Genomic DNA, 13,282 nt, shown 5'->3' with positions numbered 1-13,282 from the left:
GCCGGGCCTGCTGCCGCCGCTGGCGCGCACGCAGGCGCTCGAGGTCGCGGCCCTGGCCGCGCTGGCGGGCGCGCCGCCGGTACGGATAGGCACGCCGCCGTTCCGCTCGCCGCATCATTCGGCGTCCGCCATCGCCCTGGTGGGCGGCGGCGGACGGCCGCGACCGGGGGAAATCAGCCTGGCCCATCATGGGGTGCTGTTCCTCGACGAACTGCCGGAATTCAGCCGGCGCACGCTGGAGGCGCTGCGCGAGCCGCTGGAGACGGGCAGGGTGGTCATCGCCCGGGCGCTGCAGACGGCGCAGTTTCCCGCCCGCTTCCAGCTGGTGGCCGCGATGAACCCGTGCCCCTGCGGCTGGCGCGGTCATCCGCGCCGGGCCTGCCAGTGCACGCCCGACCAGGTGGCGCGCTACGCCGGCAAGGTCTCGGGGCCGCTGCTCGACCGGATCGACCTGCACGTGGCGTTGCCGCCGACCGACCTGGAAAGCCTGCAGGGGCCGCCAGGCGAGGCGTCCGAGCCCGTCAGGGCGCGCGTGGCGCGTTGCCGCGAACGCCAGCTGGCGCGCCAGGGCAAGCCGAATGCGGCGCTGGCCGGCGCCGAGCTCGAGCGCCACTGCCCGCTGCAACCGCCGGCCCGCGACCTGTTGCTGCAGGCGATGCGCCGGCTGGCGGGCTCGGGCCGGGCCATGCACCGCGCCTTGCGGGTCGCGCGGACCATCGCCGATCTGGAGCAGGCGGACGGGCTGGAGGCGCATCACGTGGCGCAGGCGGTGCAGTACCGCCGCCCAGGGGCATAATGCGGGGCGCAGGCCGTTGCCGTCAGTCGGGCGGACGGGTTCTGTCCCTGGATGTTTCCCCGTGTCTGTCCGCAAGACCCGATCCGGCTCGACAAAACCGGGGAAATCACCATATAATCAAAGGCTTTCCCGGATCCAGGCCATTTTTTTCGCCCGGGCCATCGGGGAAAGTTGCAGTACCCCAGCAGTCGAAGTACCCCAGAAGTACCCCAGAAGTGGCAAGAGGTCCTCAAGTTTTGCCGCAATGGTGTAGGTCGAACGCTCCCGCCTTCATGGCTTGGGGCGGCGCCAACCGCCTTGCGACAAGCACCTCGCGTCATGTAAATCAACAATAGTGTTCAGTTTAGGGAATCATCATGCCCAAGATGAAAACCAAGAAAAGCGCCGCAAAGCGCTTTCAGGTTCGCGGCAGCGGATCCATCAAGCGTGGTCAGGCGTTCAAGCGTCACATCCTGACCAAGAAGACGACCAAGGCCAAGCGCCAGCTGCGCGGTTCGGCAGCGGTCCATGAATCCAACGTGGCTTCCGTGAAAGCCATGATGCCTTTCGCTTGATCTAAGGGAGATCTACTATGCCTCGCGTCAAACGCGGCGTAACTGCCCGCGCACGTCACAAAAAAGTCATTTCCGCCGCCAAGGGTTACCGTGGCCGCCGCGGTAATGTGTTCCGTATCGCCAAGCAAGCGGTCATGCGCGCTGGCCAATACGCCTACCGCGACCGCCGCAACAAGAAGCGCACGTTCCGCGCGCTGTGGATCACGCGTATCAACGCCGCCGTCCGCGAACATGGCGTCAGCTACAGCGTGTTCATCGCCGGCCTGAAGAAGGCTGCGATCGAACTCGACCGCAAGGTCCTGGCCGATCTGGCCGTGCGCGACAAGGCCGGCTTTGCCGCCATCGTGCAGCAAGCCAAGGCTGCCTTGGCTGCCTGATCGCGCGCTTTAACTCATCGCGCATCGCTGCAAACGGGGCTGTAATGGCCCCGTTTGCGTTTTGAAGGCTGGATTTCATGACTCAATCGGTTGACGACCTGGTTTCCCAGGCGCAAGAACGGTTCGCCGCGGCCACGGACGCCGCCGCGCTCGAAAATGCAAAGGCCCGTTTCCTGGGCAAGGACGGCGCGCTGACGGTCCTGCTCAAGGGGCTGGGCAAGCTCGATCCCGAGCAGAAGCGCGACATGGGCGCCCGGATCAATCAGGCCAAGCAGAAGGTCGAGGAGCTCCTGAACCTGCGCCGCGCCGCCTTGGTGCAAGCGGAACTCGATGCCCGCCTGGCGTCCGAAACCATTGACGTATCGTTGCCGGGCCGTGGTCGCGTGCCGGGCGGCATCCATCCGGTCATCCGGACCTGGGAGCGCGTCGAAGAGATCTTCCGCTCCATCGGCTTCGACGTGGCGGACGGCCCCGAAGTCGAAAACGACTGGACCAATTTCACCGCGCTGAACAACCCGCTGGACCATCCGGCGCGTTCCATGCAGGACACGTTCTACGTCGACATGAAAGACGCCGACGGCCTGCCGCTGCTGCTGCGCACGCACACCAGCCCCATGCAGGTGCGATACGCCCGCATGCACAAGCCGCCCATCAAGGTCATCGCGCCGGGGCGCACCTACCGCGTCGACAGCGACGCCACGCACTCGCCCATGTTCCACCAGGTGGAAGGGCTCTGGATTGCCGAGGACATCTCGTTCGCCGACCTGAAGGGCGTGTACACCGATTTCCTGCGTTGCTTCTTCGAGAGCGACGATCTCGTCGTGCGTTTCCGCCCGTCGTTCTTCCCGTTCACCGAACCGTCGGCCGAAATCGACATGATGTTCACGTCGGGCCCGAACCGCGGCCGCTGGCTGGAGATCTCCGGCTCGGGCCAGGTGCACCCGCAGGTGGTGCGCAACTTCGGCCTGGACCCTGAACGTTATATCGGCTTTGCCTTCGGCTCCGGACTCGAGCGCCTGACGATGCTGCGTTACGGCGTCAACGACCTGCGCCAGTTCTACGAAGGCGATTTGCGCTTCCTGCGCCAGTTCAACGAATAACAGACGGCTAGATCATGCAATTTCCCGAATCCTGGCTGCGTACGCTGGTCAATCCTCCGATCGCAACCGACGAACTCGCGCACCGGCTCACCATGGCCGGCCTGGAAGTCGAAGACACCGTGCCGGCCGCGCCCGCGTTCACGGGCGTGGTGGTCGCGCACATCGTCGAGATCGCCCCGCACCCCGACGCAGACAAGCTGCGCGTCTGCCAGGTCGATGACGGCTCCGGCGCGCTGTTGCAGATCGTCTGCGGCGCGCCCAACGCGGCCGCCGGCCTGAAGGTGCCGCTGGCCCGCGTCGGCGCGGAACTGCCCGGCGGCATGAAGATCGGCGTGGCCAAGATGCGCGGCGTGCAATCGTCGGGCATGCTGTGCTCGGCGCGCGAACTGGGCCTGTCGCAAGACCACGCCGGCCTGCTGGAACTGCCGGCCGAGATGGCGCCGGGCCAGTCGATCCGCGAAGCGCTGGACCTGGACGACACGCTCTTCACGCTGAAGATGACGCCCAACCGCGCCGACTGCCTGTCGATCCTGGGCGTGGCGCGCGAAGTCGCCGCGCTGACCGGCGCGCCGCTGTCGGTGCCCACCGCCAAGGCCGTGCCCGTGACGCTGGACGAGCTGCGTCCCGTCAAGATCGAGGCGCCCGACCTGTGCGGCCGCTTCGGCGGCCGAGTGATCCGTGGCGTGAACGCCCGCGCGCAGACCCCCGAGTGGATGAAGACGCGCCTGGAGCGCGCCGGCCAGCGCTCGGTGTCGGCGCTGGTGGACATCTCCAACTACGTCATGCTGGAACTGGGCCGCCCCTCGCACGTGTTCGACCTGGACAAGATCCACGGCGACCTGTCGGTGCGCTGGGCGCGCGAAGGCGAGACGCTCGAACTGCTGAACGGCCAGACCGTCACGCTGGATTCGAAGGTCGGCGTGGTGGTGGCCGGCGATCAGGTCGAAAGCCTGGCCGGCATCATGGGCGGCGAGGCCACCGCGGTCACGCTCGACACGCAGAACATCTACCTGGAAGCCGCGTTCTGGTGGCCGCAATCGCTGGCCGGCCGCGCGCGCCGCTTCAAGTTCAGCTCCGAAGCCAGCCATCGCGGCGAGCGCGGCGTGGACTTCGCCACGATCCCGCAGCACATCGAATTCATCACGCGCCTGATCGTCGACATCTGCGGCGGCCAGGTCGGTCCGCTGGACGACCAGATCGTCAACCTGCCCAAGCGCGAGCCGGTGCGCATGCGCCTGGCGCGCTGCCACCGCGTGCTGGGCGTGCCCGTCACGCAAGCCGAGGTCGCCAGGATCTTCGGCAGCCTGGGCCTGGAATTCACGCTCGACGGCGAAGACTTCATCGTCACGCCGCCGTCGTACCGCTTCGACCTCGAAATCGAGGAAGACCTGATCGAGGAAGTGGCCCGCATCTACGGCTTCGAGAACATTCCCACGGTGCCGCCGATGGCGCGCGCCAAGATGTTCTCGCAGCCCGAAGTGCGCCGCGGCCCGCACGCGCTGCGCCGCCTGGCCGCCGCGCAGGACTACCAGGAAGTCGTCAACTACAGCTTCGTCGAAGCCGAGTGGGAACGCGACTACGCCGGCAACGACACGCCGGTCAAGCTGGTCAACCCGATCGCCAGCCACCTGTCGGTGATGCGGTCGAGCCTGATCGCCGGCCTGGTGGCCAACATCCGCCACAACGCCAACCGCAAGCAGACGCGCGTGCGCCTGTTCGAACTGGGCCGCGTGTTCGCGCGTGACGACGCCGCCCAGGACGGTCCGCTGGAAGTCGCCGGCGTGCGCCAGCCGCTCAAGCTGGCCGGCGCCGCCTGGGGCCCGTCGGTGGAAGAGCAGTGGGGCGCGCCCGCGCGTCAGGTCGATTTCTACGACGTGAAGATGGACGTCGAGGCGCTGTTCGGCGCCCGTGGCGCCCGTCTGCGCTTCGAAGCCGCGGCCCATCCCGCGCTGCACCCGGGCCGCAGCGCCCGTGTCACGCTGGACGGCAAGCAGGTCGGCTGGATCGGTGAACTGCACCCGCGCTGGGCGCAGCAGGCCGACCTGGCGCACGCGCCGGTGGTGTTCGAGCTGGACGTGGATGCCCTGTCCGAAGGCGAGTTGCCGCAGGTGCGCGAGCTGTCGCGCCAGCCGGTGGTGGTGCGCGACCTGGCCCTGTGGGTCGATGCGCCCGTGACCGCGCAATCCATGCTGGACACGGTGGCGGCGACGGTCAAGGCCGATCCGCAGCTGGCCGTGGTGCAGGACGTGCGCCTGTTCGACGTCTGGCGCGAAAAGGCCCAGGGCGACCAGCCCGTGGCCGAGAAAAGTCTTGCGTTCCGTTTCTGGCTACAGGACACTGAGGTCACGCTGGACGAAGCCCGGGTGGCCGATTGCCTGGCGCGCATCAAAGACGCTTTGGTCAGTGCCCACGGCGCGCGCCAGCGCGCTTGAACCATGGGGAACAGTATGCTTGCCGAGCCGCGTACCCTGACCAAGGCCGAGCTGGCCGAGCTGCTCTTTGAGCGGGTCGGCCTGAACAAGCGCGAAGCCAAGGACATCGTCGATACGTTCTTCGAGGAAATCCGCGATGCCTTGGCGCGCGGAGACTCCGTCAAGCTTTCGGGCTTCGGAAATTTCCAGGTGCGCGACAAGCCGCCGCGCCCGGGGCGCAACCCCAAGACCGGCGAGACCATCCCCATCGCCGCACGCCGCGTGGTCACGTTCCACGCGAGTCAGAAACTCAAGAGCGTGGTGGAGCAGGCCACTCCCGCAGCGCCAGATGCCGAGGAGTGATACGCTTTGTCGGTAATTGTTATCGGCACTCGACGCATCGCGGCATAGAATTCTCTTATGACACGTACCGAATCCACCGTTACCTTACCGCCCATTCCCGCCAAGCGTTACTTCACCATCGGTGAGGTCAGCGAGCTGTGCGGCGTCAAGCCGCACGTGCTGCGGTACTGGGAACAGGAGTTTACGCAGCTCAAGCCGGTCAAGCGGCGCGGCAATCGCCGCTACTACCAGCATCACGAAGTGCTGCTGATCCGCCGCATCCGTTCGCTGCTGTACGAGCAAGGCTTCACCATCAGCGGCGCGCGCAACCGCCTGGGCGATGCGCGCGACACGCCGCACGACCAGGACGCCGCGGTGCGCCTGACTGGCGCCGAGATGCAAGCCCTGCGCAACGAGCTGGGCAATGTGTCGACGATGCTGGGCGAAGCCCTGGGCTCGCCGGCGCCGGCAGCCGGCGGCAACGCGGTGAGCGCCAGCGCCGCGGCCTGAGCGGCGCACGGTTCAAGCGCGGTTCAACATTCAGTACCTTGCGTGCCATGCGCGGGCCTTGCATGAAAGCGGTGCAGGCATCACGCGGGGCACGCAAATTTTTTTGAGTATTCGGCACTTTTTTTGCACCAATGCGTGCAAACAATTTTTAGGTCTGCTATACTCTTTTTCTTTCGGGGCGTAGCGCAGCCTGGTAGCGCACTTGCATGGGGTGCAAGGGGTCGCGAGTTCGAATCCCGCCGTCCCGACCAGCAATACCCTAAGGGGGTTAGTGATAAAAATCACTAACCCCCTTTCTCATTTCCGGGCGCACATCGCATGCGATGTGCCGATGGCGTCTTCAGCTCAGAACCTGAACCCGCTGATGTACTCCCCGCACGAGTTGTAGCTGATCTTCCCATTCGTCTTCATGTCGTAGCGCAGCACGGTGCCGGTCTTGTCGGTGTAGAAGATCACCGCGCAGTCGGTGTATTCGGGCACGTAGGCGCTGTAGGACCCATACGTCGTGCCCATCGGGCCGTTGGTGGAATAGCCGCGGCCTTCGTAGTGGCCCGGATGGTAGCCATAGACATAGGTGTAGCTCGTGGTCTGGTCATCGACCTTGTTCACGAACGGCTTGGCGCCGGTCTCGGGCGGCCAGGCGGGCAACATTTCATTGATGTTCTTGCCGACCTGCGCATCGAGCTTGTTGCGCGTGGGCGAGTAGACGGACAGGCCCATGCAGGCGGACAGCGTGAGCGGCAGGATGGCGGTGGGAGCAATGCGGCAGATGCTTTTTAGCATTTGGTGGCCTCAGTTGGTGCGCATCGGGTGCGCGAGTATAGCCACCAGTTCTTCGGTTTGAGAAGGCAGAACGGGCCCCGGCAAGGATTGGTTTCAACCGTCAGAAAAACTTCAGAAAACCGTCAGACAACCGCACACGTTTCTCCTTGCTTGTCCATGTTCCAAGACCGTCGGGCGCTGACGGTGTTGGCGATCTTGTCCGCGAAAAAGAAGACTGGCTGTTGCTGGACGAGAGCCGAAGAAGCTCTGGGTAGGGCTCGGGCAGAGGGAGGAATTGGCGTGTTGATCTTGTAAGAGGTTGCTGGATCGGCAGGTTGGACGTAGGCGCGTTAATATCGGTGCAGGCTCCAGGCGTGTTGTTTGCGCTGTTCTTTCTCTGAAACGATGGAATGGCTTCAACTTCGTGCCGGCTCGATCCGCGTGCCCTTTTACCGCCTATCGTCTAGAACCATGAACCAGAAATTAAAAGCGTTGCTTGATGCTTTCCCAGTTCCTCATGACATCGCCGACGAGTGCCAGAAACTGAACACCGCGCAGCAACGGGCGTTGGCCAATTTCTTGCATTACGAAATCGTGGGAGGGGATGGATTTCTCTTGCGCGATAAGTCCGAGATGGATTTCTACCAGTTCAATCACGGGTTGAACGAGTTGGTCGCCAGGATACTGGCGCTTCGTTATCCGATGCCTGAATTGCCCGAGTTGTCGCCGATCTTTGGCGAATTGGGAACGCTTGCCGAAGCGGTAAAAAACGCTGCGTACGCACGGCTACCTCGTTGCCGATAGAAAACTGCCGGTATCCACGCTGGCAGCAGTCAGAGACGAGATTGGCAAATTTAGTTTCTATGAGAAGAGGCCCGGCGCTACGCTGCGCAGTGGCGAGGAGTTGTATGCGCTCGGCGCTAGCGGGGAACGTCTGGAAAGTGGCACCTTCTGGCTCAGGGATCTGGACCAGGCAACACATAGTGAATTGCTGGGCAGTCTTGCCTTCGACCCTTATATTCTGGCGATGGTGACTCAATATTTCGGCTGCACGCCAGTGCATGTGCAGACCAATACCTGGCTATCTTTCGCGGGAAAAGGCGACAAGAGCCAGCTGTCTTCCAGCGCACAGCTCTATCATCAGGACAAGGAGTTCACCAAGTTTCTCAAGGTCTTCATATATCTCACGGATGTCGGTGCCGATAACGGGCCCCATTGCTACGTGGACGGCAGCCATATTGACGAACTCTTCACCCGCGGCGTACCGTTCTCGACACGGCTGACTGATGATGAGGTGCTCAAGTACTTCGATGCGAACCGTCTGAAGTCCGTGACGGGACCAGCAGGTACGATCATCTTTGGCGATACCAGCGCAGTACACAAGGGGTTGCCGGTAACGGGTGGATATCGCTGCATTCTGCAATTTGAGTATGCTGCTTCGCTCTACATGTCGCCCATCGAACCATTCCCGGACTTACCGGTTGCGCGGCTTGAAGCCATCCGGCAGCGGGACATATCGACTCGCCTGGTACAGAATTACGATAGCGCGGCACGCGACCGCTACCGTGGCTTTGCGAATACCAGCAAGTCTGCCAGCATCATGGATCGTGTCCGTTCCCGCATTCAGCAGCAGATCGTCATGCCTTGGAAACTTCGCAGACTCAAACGAGTAGCCTAATCCTGCTAGTGGCGTGCATGCGCGATCAGTCGATCACTTCCGCGCAGGCATCGGTCGGCGCGGCGGCGACGCCGCCCACCACCGGCACGATCTTGATGACCGCGGACGTGACGCGGCAGGGCGCGGCGGCGAGGCCGCAGCCCGTACAGGGCAGGCAGAGCAGGGAAATCAGCAACCACTTCATGGGATTCGTCGGCGAGGGATTGGCGCCGCGGGCGTGGCCGCGTCGCAATGCCTGGATTCTGCGCCGCGGACCGGTCATGAATAGTGGGGAATTGAGCGGCGAATGTAATGACGTTTGCGCGAGGGCGCTCAGGATGTAACGCGGCCGGGCAATACGAGTGAAGGTGATGGTCACGTCATCCTCATCATGCTCAACCCCGCCGTGAACGCTCAGCCTATCGAGCGTTCCGCCCTTTCAGCGTTCCGCCCTTTCAGCGTTCCGCCTTTTCAGCGTTCCGCCTTTTCAGCTTGCATCCGCCATCGGCGACGCCGCTCACAGCGGCGCCTGGCCGCGCTGGCGGTACACGCGCGCCAGGCTGGCGAAGAACGACAGGGCGGCGATGCCGCAGGCCAGGGCGAAGACGTAGCGCGAGAAATGCCCCGAGGAGGCGCCGGCTTCCTTGCCGACCAGGGCGATCACCACGGCCACCAGCGCAGCGCCCAGCGATTGGCCCGTGGTGCGCGCGGTCGACAGGACGCCGGAGGCGGTGGCGGTGCGGTTCCTGGCGGCGTTGGCGAACATCTCCTTGTTGTTGGGCGGCAGGAAGAAGCCGTAGCCCATCCCGCACAGCGCCACGCGCCACAGGAAATCGCCGGTGCCCGGATCGGCGGGCAGCAGCACGAGTGAGCCGAGTCCCAGGCAGAAGGTGAAGACGCCGATGCTGGAGACCTGCGTGGCGTTGAGGCGGTTCGCGAGCCTCCCGGCGAACGGCGCGCAGACGGCGACCGCGATGGGCCACGGCGTGAAGACCAGCGCGGATTCCAGGGCGGTGTAGCCGTAGGCGTCCTGCAGCACGAACGGCAGCGCGACCAGCGCGATGCCTTGCGAGATGAACATGGTCAGGGACGTCAGCACCGCGAAGGAGTAGCGGCGCGACTTGAAGATGTCCAGGGGCAGCAGCGGATGCCGCGCGCGGGTCTGGCCGAAGGCGAACAGGGCGATCAGCGCCAGCGCTGCGCCAGCGAGCAGCAGCACGGTGCGGTTATCCCAGCGGCCGATCTGGTCGACGGCCAGCGCCAGCAGGCCGAAGCCGGCGGCGGAGGTGATCGCGCCGGGCAGGTCGAAGCCGCGTTCCCGGTGCGTGTCCCGGCCCAGCGCGTGGTAGCAGCAGGCGATCGCGGCCAGGCCGAGCGGCAGGTTGATGTAGAACAGCCAGGGCCAGGAGGCATAGGAGACGATGAGCCCGCCCAGTGTCGGGCCGAGCGCCGTGCCGACGGCGAATACCAGGGCATTCAGGCCGAACACGGTGCCCAGTGAGGCGGCCGGGAAGATGACCCGGTACAGGCCGTAGCCGACGCTGATGAGCACGGCGTAGCTGATGCCCTGGAGCACGCGCAGCGCCACCAGCGCGTGGAAGCTGGACGCCAGTGCGCAGCCGAGCGATGCGAGCGTGAACAGCACCAGTCCGAGCGTGTAGAAGCGCCGTTCGCCGATCCTGGAGCCGAGCGATGCGCAGATGAGCATGGTGGCCGCGCTGGCCACCTGGTAGCCGTTCGCCACCCAGATGACGGCGGCCGCGCTGACGTCGAGATCGGTGGCGATGGTCGGCAGGGCGATGTTGACGATGGAGCTGTCCAGCGCCGACATGAATACGCCGATCAGGATGGCGGCCGCGGCGAAATAGCGCCTGGGGAGCTCGAAGCCTGCATCATCGGCGTCATGGGTCATGTCGGTGGCGGCGGGGCTAGCGTGAGGGTGAGGCGGGCGCGCCGGCCGGACAGGATGCCAGGGCCGCCAGCGATTTCAGGATGAGAGCGGTGACGCCCCAGATGTCGTGCTGTTGTCCGGCCCAGTACCAGGCGCCGGCGCGCTCGCCGTCCGCGTATTGCCTTGGCAGGTCCGGGTCCAGCAGCGCCGAGAAGGGGAACTCGAAGATCTCGTCGACCTCGGCGGGCGACGCCTGCCACGCGGCGGCGGGCGAGGCCAGGCCGATGACGGGGAAGATGGCGTGATTGCGCTTGCGCGTCTTGTGCAGCGGCAGGCAGCCCACCAGCTCGACGGCGCCGGGATCGAGCAGGATCTCTTCGCAGGCCTCGCGCAGGGCGGTGGCGCCGACGCTGCCATCGATGTCCTCGGGCCGTCCGCCGGGAAAGCTGACGTGGGAGGAGTATTCCTTCAGGCCCGATGCGCGCCGCGTGAGCAGGATCGTGGGGTCGCTGCGCGGCACGATGGCGACCAGCACGGCGGAGAATTTCCATTGTCCGTCGTTGTCGGGAAAGTGCAGTCTGGCGGCGGGCCAATCGGTGGCGGCGGGAATCTCCTGGGCCCGCACGCCGCGCAGGATCGTGTCCAGGATGGCTTGCCGGGGTGCGATGATGGCTGGCGGTCGCGTCGCGCCGTCATCGCTGTCCTGGGGTTCCATGTCGCGCTCCTTGTCGGGGTGGGATGTCCGCGCTTCGATTGAGGGTGTGGAACGTCCGGGTCTGGATCAGCTGCGCGCCCGCAGCCTGGCGGCCGCCGACAGCGCGAGTTGCAGGACCACGGCAATGCACAGCGCCGCCAGCATCGAATCCAGCACCATGTTGTCCCACAGCCGCGGCGGGCCGACGCGGAACTGGATGGTGTCGAACACCATGCCGGCGGTGAAGCCGGTGGCGGCGATGCCGCGCCAGCCGCGCAGCGGCACGCAGCGCAGCGCCAGCAGCACGGCGAGGGTCAGGATCCACAGGCGCGGTTCCAGGACCTGGGTGAGAAAGTAAGCCAACGAGGCGTCTCCGGATGGGCGGGATGTGTCGCGACGGGGCCGGGCACAAAGCGGTAGTTTTAACCCAATCCGGCCGCTTTGGGCGGGGCGGCGGCGATCCTGGCCTGCAGCGCGATGCGGTTGCCTTCGCTGTCGCGGATCTCGGCCACCTGCCAATCGCCCGCCGGGGTCTTGGGGAACAATATGGCGCCGCCGAGGGCGGCGGCGCGGCGCAGCGCCGCGTCGATGTCGGGCACGGCGAAGTAGACCACGGCGCCGGCCTCGGTCGGCAGGTAGACGGGGCCTTCGGCCAGGGCGCCGCTGGCGCCGTCGCGGCCTTCCTGGAACGGGAAATAGGCCATCCTGCTGTCGTGCAGGTCGACGATGCCGTCGAACGCGATGCCGAAGACTTCGCCATAGAAATGCATAGCGCGCTCGAGGTTGGCGGCGGGGATTTCCACGTGCGATATCAGGTTCATGGGGCGGACGGCGGGGGTGCGAGGGGCGGACCGCGTTGACGCGCGGGGCGGGTTGTGGGATTGTCCCAGGCCGTCGCCGCACTGCCTAGGGCCTGCGCGCCCTTCTGGAGGGAGTGCAGGCCCCGGCGCCGGATCGACATCCGCTTTCCCTTCCACCCTCATGGAGTCTTCATGGTTACCTGCTATCTGCGTTACGTCATCGACCCCAGCCGCCTCAAGGAGTTCGAAGCCTACGGCAAGATGTGGATTCCGCTGGTGGAGAAGTTCGGCGGCACGCACCATGGCTATTTTCTGCCGTCCGAGGGCGCCAACAATATCGCGCTGGCCTTGTTCACGTTCCCCAGCCTGGCCGAGTACGAGCGCTATCGCCAGCAGTCGATGCAGGACGCGCAATGCCAGGCGGCGTTCAAGTACGCCGAGGACACGCGCTGCATCCTGAGCTACGAGCGCAGTTTCTTCCGCCCCGTGTTCGACTGAGCGTTGCGCGGCGCGTGGCCGGCCCGGTCCGGCCGCGCGCCTGTTATGCCCGGATTTCGGCGGCTCTGTGTCTGTCGCGCAAGGCGGGCGGCGCGGATAATTTTCCGCACCAGCCATCCCTTTGAAGGAACCCGCATGCGCTACCGCTACGTCACCGCCGATGTCTTCACCGAGCACGCCTACCAGGGCAATCCGCTGGCGGTGGTGCTGGAGGCCGAGGGCCTCGACACCGGGCAGATGCAGCGCATCGCCCGCGAATTCAATTATTCCGAAACCAGTTTCGTGCTGCCGGCGCGCGATGCCGCGCACACGGCCTGGGTGCGCATCTTCACGCCCGACCGCGAAGTGCCGTTCGCCGGCCACCCGAACGTGGGCACGGCGGTGGTGCTGGCGCGCGAGATGATCGCGGCCGGCCAGCCGGCGCCGGCGCGCTTCGTGTTCGAGGAGGAGGCGGGCCTGGTGCGCATCGACCTGCGGTATGGCGAGGACGGCCGCCTGCTGGGCGCCGAGCTGGCCGCGCCGCAGCCGTTGACGCGCGCCAGCCAGGTGACGGCCGAGGCCGCGGCGCGCGCATTGAGCCTGGCGCCCGGCGATATCCTGCTGTCCGAGCATGCGCCGCAGGTGGTGTCGGTGGGTCTGATCTTCCTGGTGGTACAACTCGCCAGCTGCGATGCGCTGCGCCGCGCGCGGCCGGATCCGGCGGGCTATGCCGCATTGCTGCCGCTGGACGGCGCCCGGTCCATCTACGCCTACACCACCGATTGTGGCGCCGAGACGCCGCTGGGACCGATCGACATCCAGGCGCGCATGTTCACCGGCCGCATGACCGAGGATCCCGCCACCGGCAGCGCGACCGGCGCCGCCACGGCATTGCGGGCGGCCCTGCGCGG

The 13,282-nt window shown here is 65.8% G+C and carries 17 protein-coding genes and 1 tRNA gene; 12 read left to right on the top strand and 6 right to left on the bottom strand.

Features of this window, described 5'->3' with window-relative positions:
• The 8 genes from AOZ49_RS07530 to AOZ49_RS07495 form a co-directional block, all read left to right on the top strand.
• On the top strand, positions 1 to 796 hold a 796-nt coding region (locus AOZ49_RS07530; RefSeq protein ID WP_197286711.1), incomplete at its 5' end, for an ATP-binding protein.
• Between the two features lie 356 nt (positions 797 to 1,152).
• Positions 1,153 to 1,350 (top strand): 50S ribosomal protein L35, encoded by a 198-nt coding sequence (gene rpmI, locus AOZ49_RS07525; protein WP_006394064.1) that lies wholly within the window; start codon positions 1,153 to 1,155, stop codon positions 1,348 to 1,350.
• 17 nt (positions 1,351 to 1,367) lie between these two features.
• Positions 1,368 to 1,727 (top strand): 50S ribosomal protein L20, encoded by a 360-nt coding sequence (gene rplT / locus AOZ49_RS07520; RefSeq protein ID WP_006387998.1) that lies wholly within the window; start codon positions 1,368 to 1,370, stop codon positions 1,725 to 1,727.
• A 77-nt stretch (positions 1,728 to 1,804) separates the two neighbouring features.
• Positions 1,805 to 2,827, top strand: a complete 1,023-nt coding sequence (pheS, locus tag AOZ49_RS07515; protein ID WP_054432353.1) for a phenylalanine--tRNA ligase subunit alpha — start codon at positions 1,805 to 1,807, stop codon at positions 2,825 to 2,827.
• Between the two features lie 14 nt (positions 2,828 to 2,841).
• Positions 2,842 to 5,259 (top strand): phenylalanine--tRNA ligase subunit beta, encoded by a 2,418-nt coding sequence (gene pheT / locus AOZ49_RS07510; RefSeq protein WP_054432352.1) that lies wholly within the window; start codon positions 2,842 to 2,844, stop codon positions 5,257 to 5,259.
• Positions 5,260 to 5,262: 3 nt separating this feature from the next.
• A complete protein-coding gene (locus AOZ49_RS07505; protein WP_006388001.1) occupies positions 5,263 to 5,601 on the top strand; it encodes an integration host factor subunit alpha in 339 nt (112 codons plus the stop codon).
• A gap of 57 nt (positions 5,602 to 5,658) precedes the next feature.
• Positions 5,659 to 6,090: a MerR family transcriptional regulator gene (locus AOZ49_RS07500; RefSeq protein WP_054432351.1), complete on the top strand. Its 432-nt coding sequence runs from the start codon at positions 5,659 to 5,661 to the stop codon at positions 6,088 to 6,090.
• Between the two features lie 174 nt (positions 6,091 to 6,264).
• A tRNA-Pro gene (locus AOZ49_RS07495) sits at positions 6,265 to 6,341 on the top strand.
• Positions 6,342 to 6,435: 94 nt separating this feature from the next.
• Here AOZ49_RS07495 and AOZ49_RS07490 read toward each other — a convergent pair.
• The gene (locus AOZ49_RS07490; RefSeq protein ID WP_231689926.1) at positions 6,436 to 6,873 is read right to left on the bottom strand and encodes a hypothetical protein; all 438 of its coding nucleotides are present in this window, start codon (positions 6,871 to 6,873) and stop codon (positions 6,436 to 6,438) included.
• A gap of 450 nt (positions 6,874 to 7,323) precedes the next feature.
• Here AOZ49_RS07490 and AOZ49_RS07485 point away from each other — a divergent pair, with 450 nt between their 5' ends.
• Positions 7,324 to 7,656 (top strand): hypothetical protein, encoded by a 333-nt coding sequence (locus AOZ49_RS07485; protein ID WP_156355611.1) that lies wholly within the window; start codon positions 7,324 to 7,326, stop codon positions 7,654 to 7,656.
• Positions 7,625 to 8,530: a phytanoyl-CoA dioxygenase family protein gene (locus tag AOZ49_RS07480; protein ID WP_082380349.1), complete on the top strand. Its 906-nt coding sequence runs from the start codon at positions 7,625 to 7,627 to the stop codon at positions 8,528 to 8,530. The genes AOZ49_RS07485 and AOZ49_RS07480 overlap by 32 nt, the downstream gene beginning before the upstream one ends.
• Positions 8,531 to 8,555: 25 nt before the next feature.
• On the opposite strand, the gene AOZ49_RS07475 is transcribed toward AOZ49_RS07480, so the two are convergent.
• The 5 genes from AOZ49_RS07475 to AOZ49_RS07455 all read right to left on the bottom strand — a co-directional run bounded on the left by AOZ49_RS07475 (position 8,556) and on the right by AOZ49_RS07455 (position 11,915).
• Positions 8,556 to 8,714 (bottom strand): DUF6726 family protein, encoded by a 159-nt coding sequence (locus AOZ49_RS07475; protein WP_054432349.1) that lies wholly within the window; start codon positions 8,712 to 8,714, stop codon positions 8,556 to 8,558.
• 312 nt (positions 8,715 to 9,026) lie between these two features.
• A complete protein-coding gene (locus tag AOZ49_RS07470; protein WP_054474761.1) occupies positions 9,027 to 10,421 on the bottom strand; it encodes an MFS transporter in 1,395 nt (464 codons plus the stop codon).
• Between the two features lie 16 nt (positions 10,422 to 10,437).
• Positions 10,438 to 11,115 carry an NUDIX hydrolase gene (locus tag AOZ49_RS07465; RefSeq protein ID WP_054474760.1) on the bottom strand — a complete coding sequence of 226 codons (678 nt, stop codon included), beginning with the start codon at positions 11,113 to 11,115 and terminating at the stop codon, positions 10,438 to 10,440.
• Positions 11,116 to 11,181: 66 nt separating this feature from the next.
• Positions 11,182 to 11,457: a hypothetical protein gene (locus AOZ49_RS07460; protein WP_054432346.1), complete on the bottom strand. Its 276-nt coding sequence runs from the start codon at positions 11,455 to 11,457 to the stop codon at positions 11,182 to 11,184.
• Positions 11,458 to 11,516: 59 nt separating this feature from the next.
• Positions 11,517 to 11,915 carry a VOC family protein gene (locus AOZ49_RS07455; protein ID WP_054432345.1) on the bottom strand — a complete coding sequence of 133 codons (399 nt, stop codon included), beginning with the start codon at positions 11,913 to 11,915 and terminating at the stop codon, positions 11,517 to 11,519.
• Positions 11,916 to 12,086: 171 nt separating this feature from the next.
• Between AOZ49_RS07455 and AOZ49_RS07450 the strand changes: the two genes are divergently transcribed.
• Together AOZ49_RS07450 and AOZ49_RS07445 are read left to right on the top strand one after the other, a co-directional pair.
• Positions 12,087 to 12,392 carry an NIPSNAP family protein gene (locus AOZ49_RS07450; RefSeq protein WP_006388009.1) on the top strand — a complete coding sequence of 102 codons (306 nt, stop codon included), beginning with the start codon at positions 12,087 to 12,089 and terminating at the stop codon, positions 12,390 to 12,392.
• A 135-nt stretch (positions 12,393 to 12,527) separates the two neighbouring features.
• The coding region (locus AOZ49_RS07445) for a PhzF family phenazine biosynthesis protein (protein WP_054474812.1) at positions 12,528 to 13,282 on the top strand (755 nt) is incomplete at its 3' end.

This window comes from Achromobacter sp. 2789STDY5608615, from assembly GCF_001298995.1.
Lineage (GTDB): Bacteria > Pseudomonadota > Gammaproteobacteria > Burkholderiales > Burkholderiaceae_B > Achromobacter > Achromobacter insuavis.
Note: the sequence above shows the minus strand (reverse complement) of the source record. Positions and strands in the feature narration are given on the sequence as shown.

What these genes read in the sequence shown, in the direction of transcription:
- rpmI (WP_006394064.1), top strand. Translation starts at nt 1,153, where the DNA reads ATGCCCAAGATGAAAACCAAGAAAAGCGCCGCAAAGCGCTTTCAGGTT.
- rplT (WP_006387998.1), top strand. Translation starts at nt 1,368, where the DNA reads ATGCCTCGCGTCAAACGCGGCGTAACTGCCCGCGCACGTCACAAAAAA.
- pheS (WP_054432353.1), top strand. Translation starts at nt 1,805, where the DNA reads ATGACTCAATCGGTTGACGACCTGGTTTCCCAGGCGCAAGAACGGTTC.
- pheT (WP_054432352.1), top strand. Translation starts at nt 2,842, where the DNA reads ATGCAATTTCCCGAATCCTGGCTGCGTACGCTGGTCAATCCTCCGATC.
- AOZ49_RS07505 (WP_006388001.1), top strand. Translation starts at nt 5,263, where the DNA reads ATGGGGAACAGTATGCTTGCCGAGCCGCGTACCCTGACCAAGGCCGAG.
- AOZ49_RS07500 (WP_054432351.1), top strand. Translation starts at nt 5,659, where the DNA reads ATGACACGTACCGAATCCACCGTTACCTTACCGCCCATTCCCGCCAAG.
- AOZ49_RS07490 (WP_231689926.1), bottom strand. Translation starts at nt 6,873, where the DNA reads ATGCTAAAAAGCATCTGCCGCATTGCTCCCACCGCCATCCTGCCGCTC.
- AOZ49_RS07485 (WP_156355611.1), top strand. Translation starts at nt 7,324, where the DNA reads ATGAACCAGAAATTAAAAGCGTTGCTTGATGCTTTCCCAGTTCCTCAT.
- AOZ49_RS07475 (WP_054432349.1), bottom strand. Translation starts at nt 8,714, where the DNA reads ATGAAGTGGTTGCTGATTTCCCTGCTCTGCCTGCCCTGTACGGGCTGC.
- AOZ49_RS07470 (WP_054474761.1), bottom strand. Translation starts at nt 10,421, where the DNA reads ATGACCCATGACGCCGATGATGCAGGCTTCGAGCTCCCCAGGCGCTAT.
- AOZ49_RS07465 (WP_054474760.1), bottom strand. Translation starts at nt 11,115, where the DNA reads ATGGAACCCCAGGACAGCGATGACGGCGCGACGCGACCGCCAGCCATC.
- AOZ49_RS07455 (WP_054432345.1), bottom strand. Translation starts at nt 11,915, where the DNA reads ATGAACCTGATATCGCACGTGGAAATCCCCGCCGCCAACCTCGAGCGC.
- AOZ49_RS07450 (WP_006388009.1), top strand. Translation starts at nt 12,087, where the DNA reads ATGGTTACCTGCTATCTGCGTTACGTCATCGACCCCAGCCGCCTCAAG.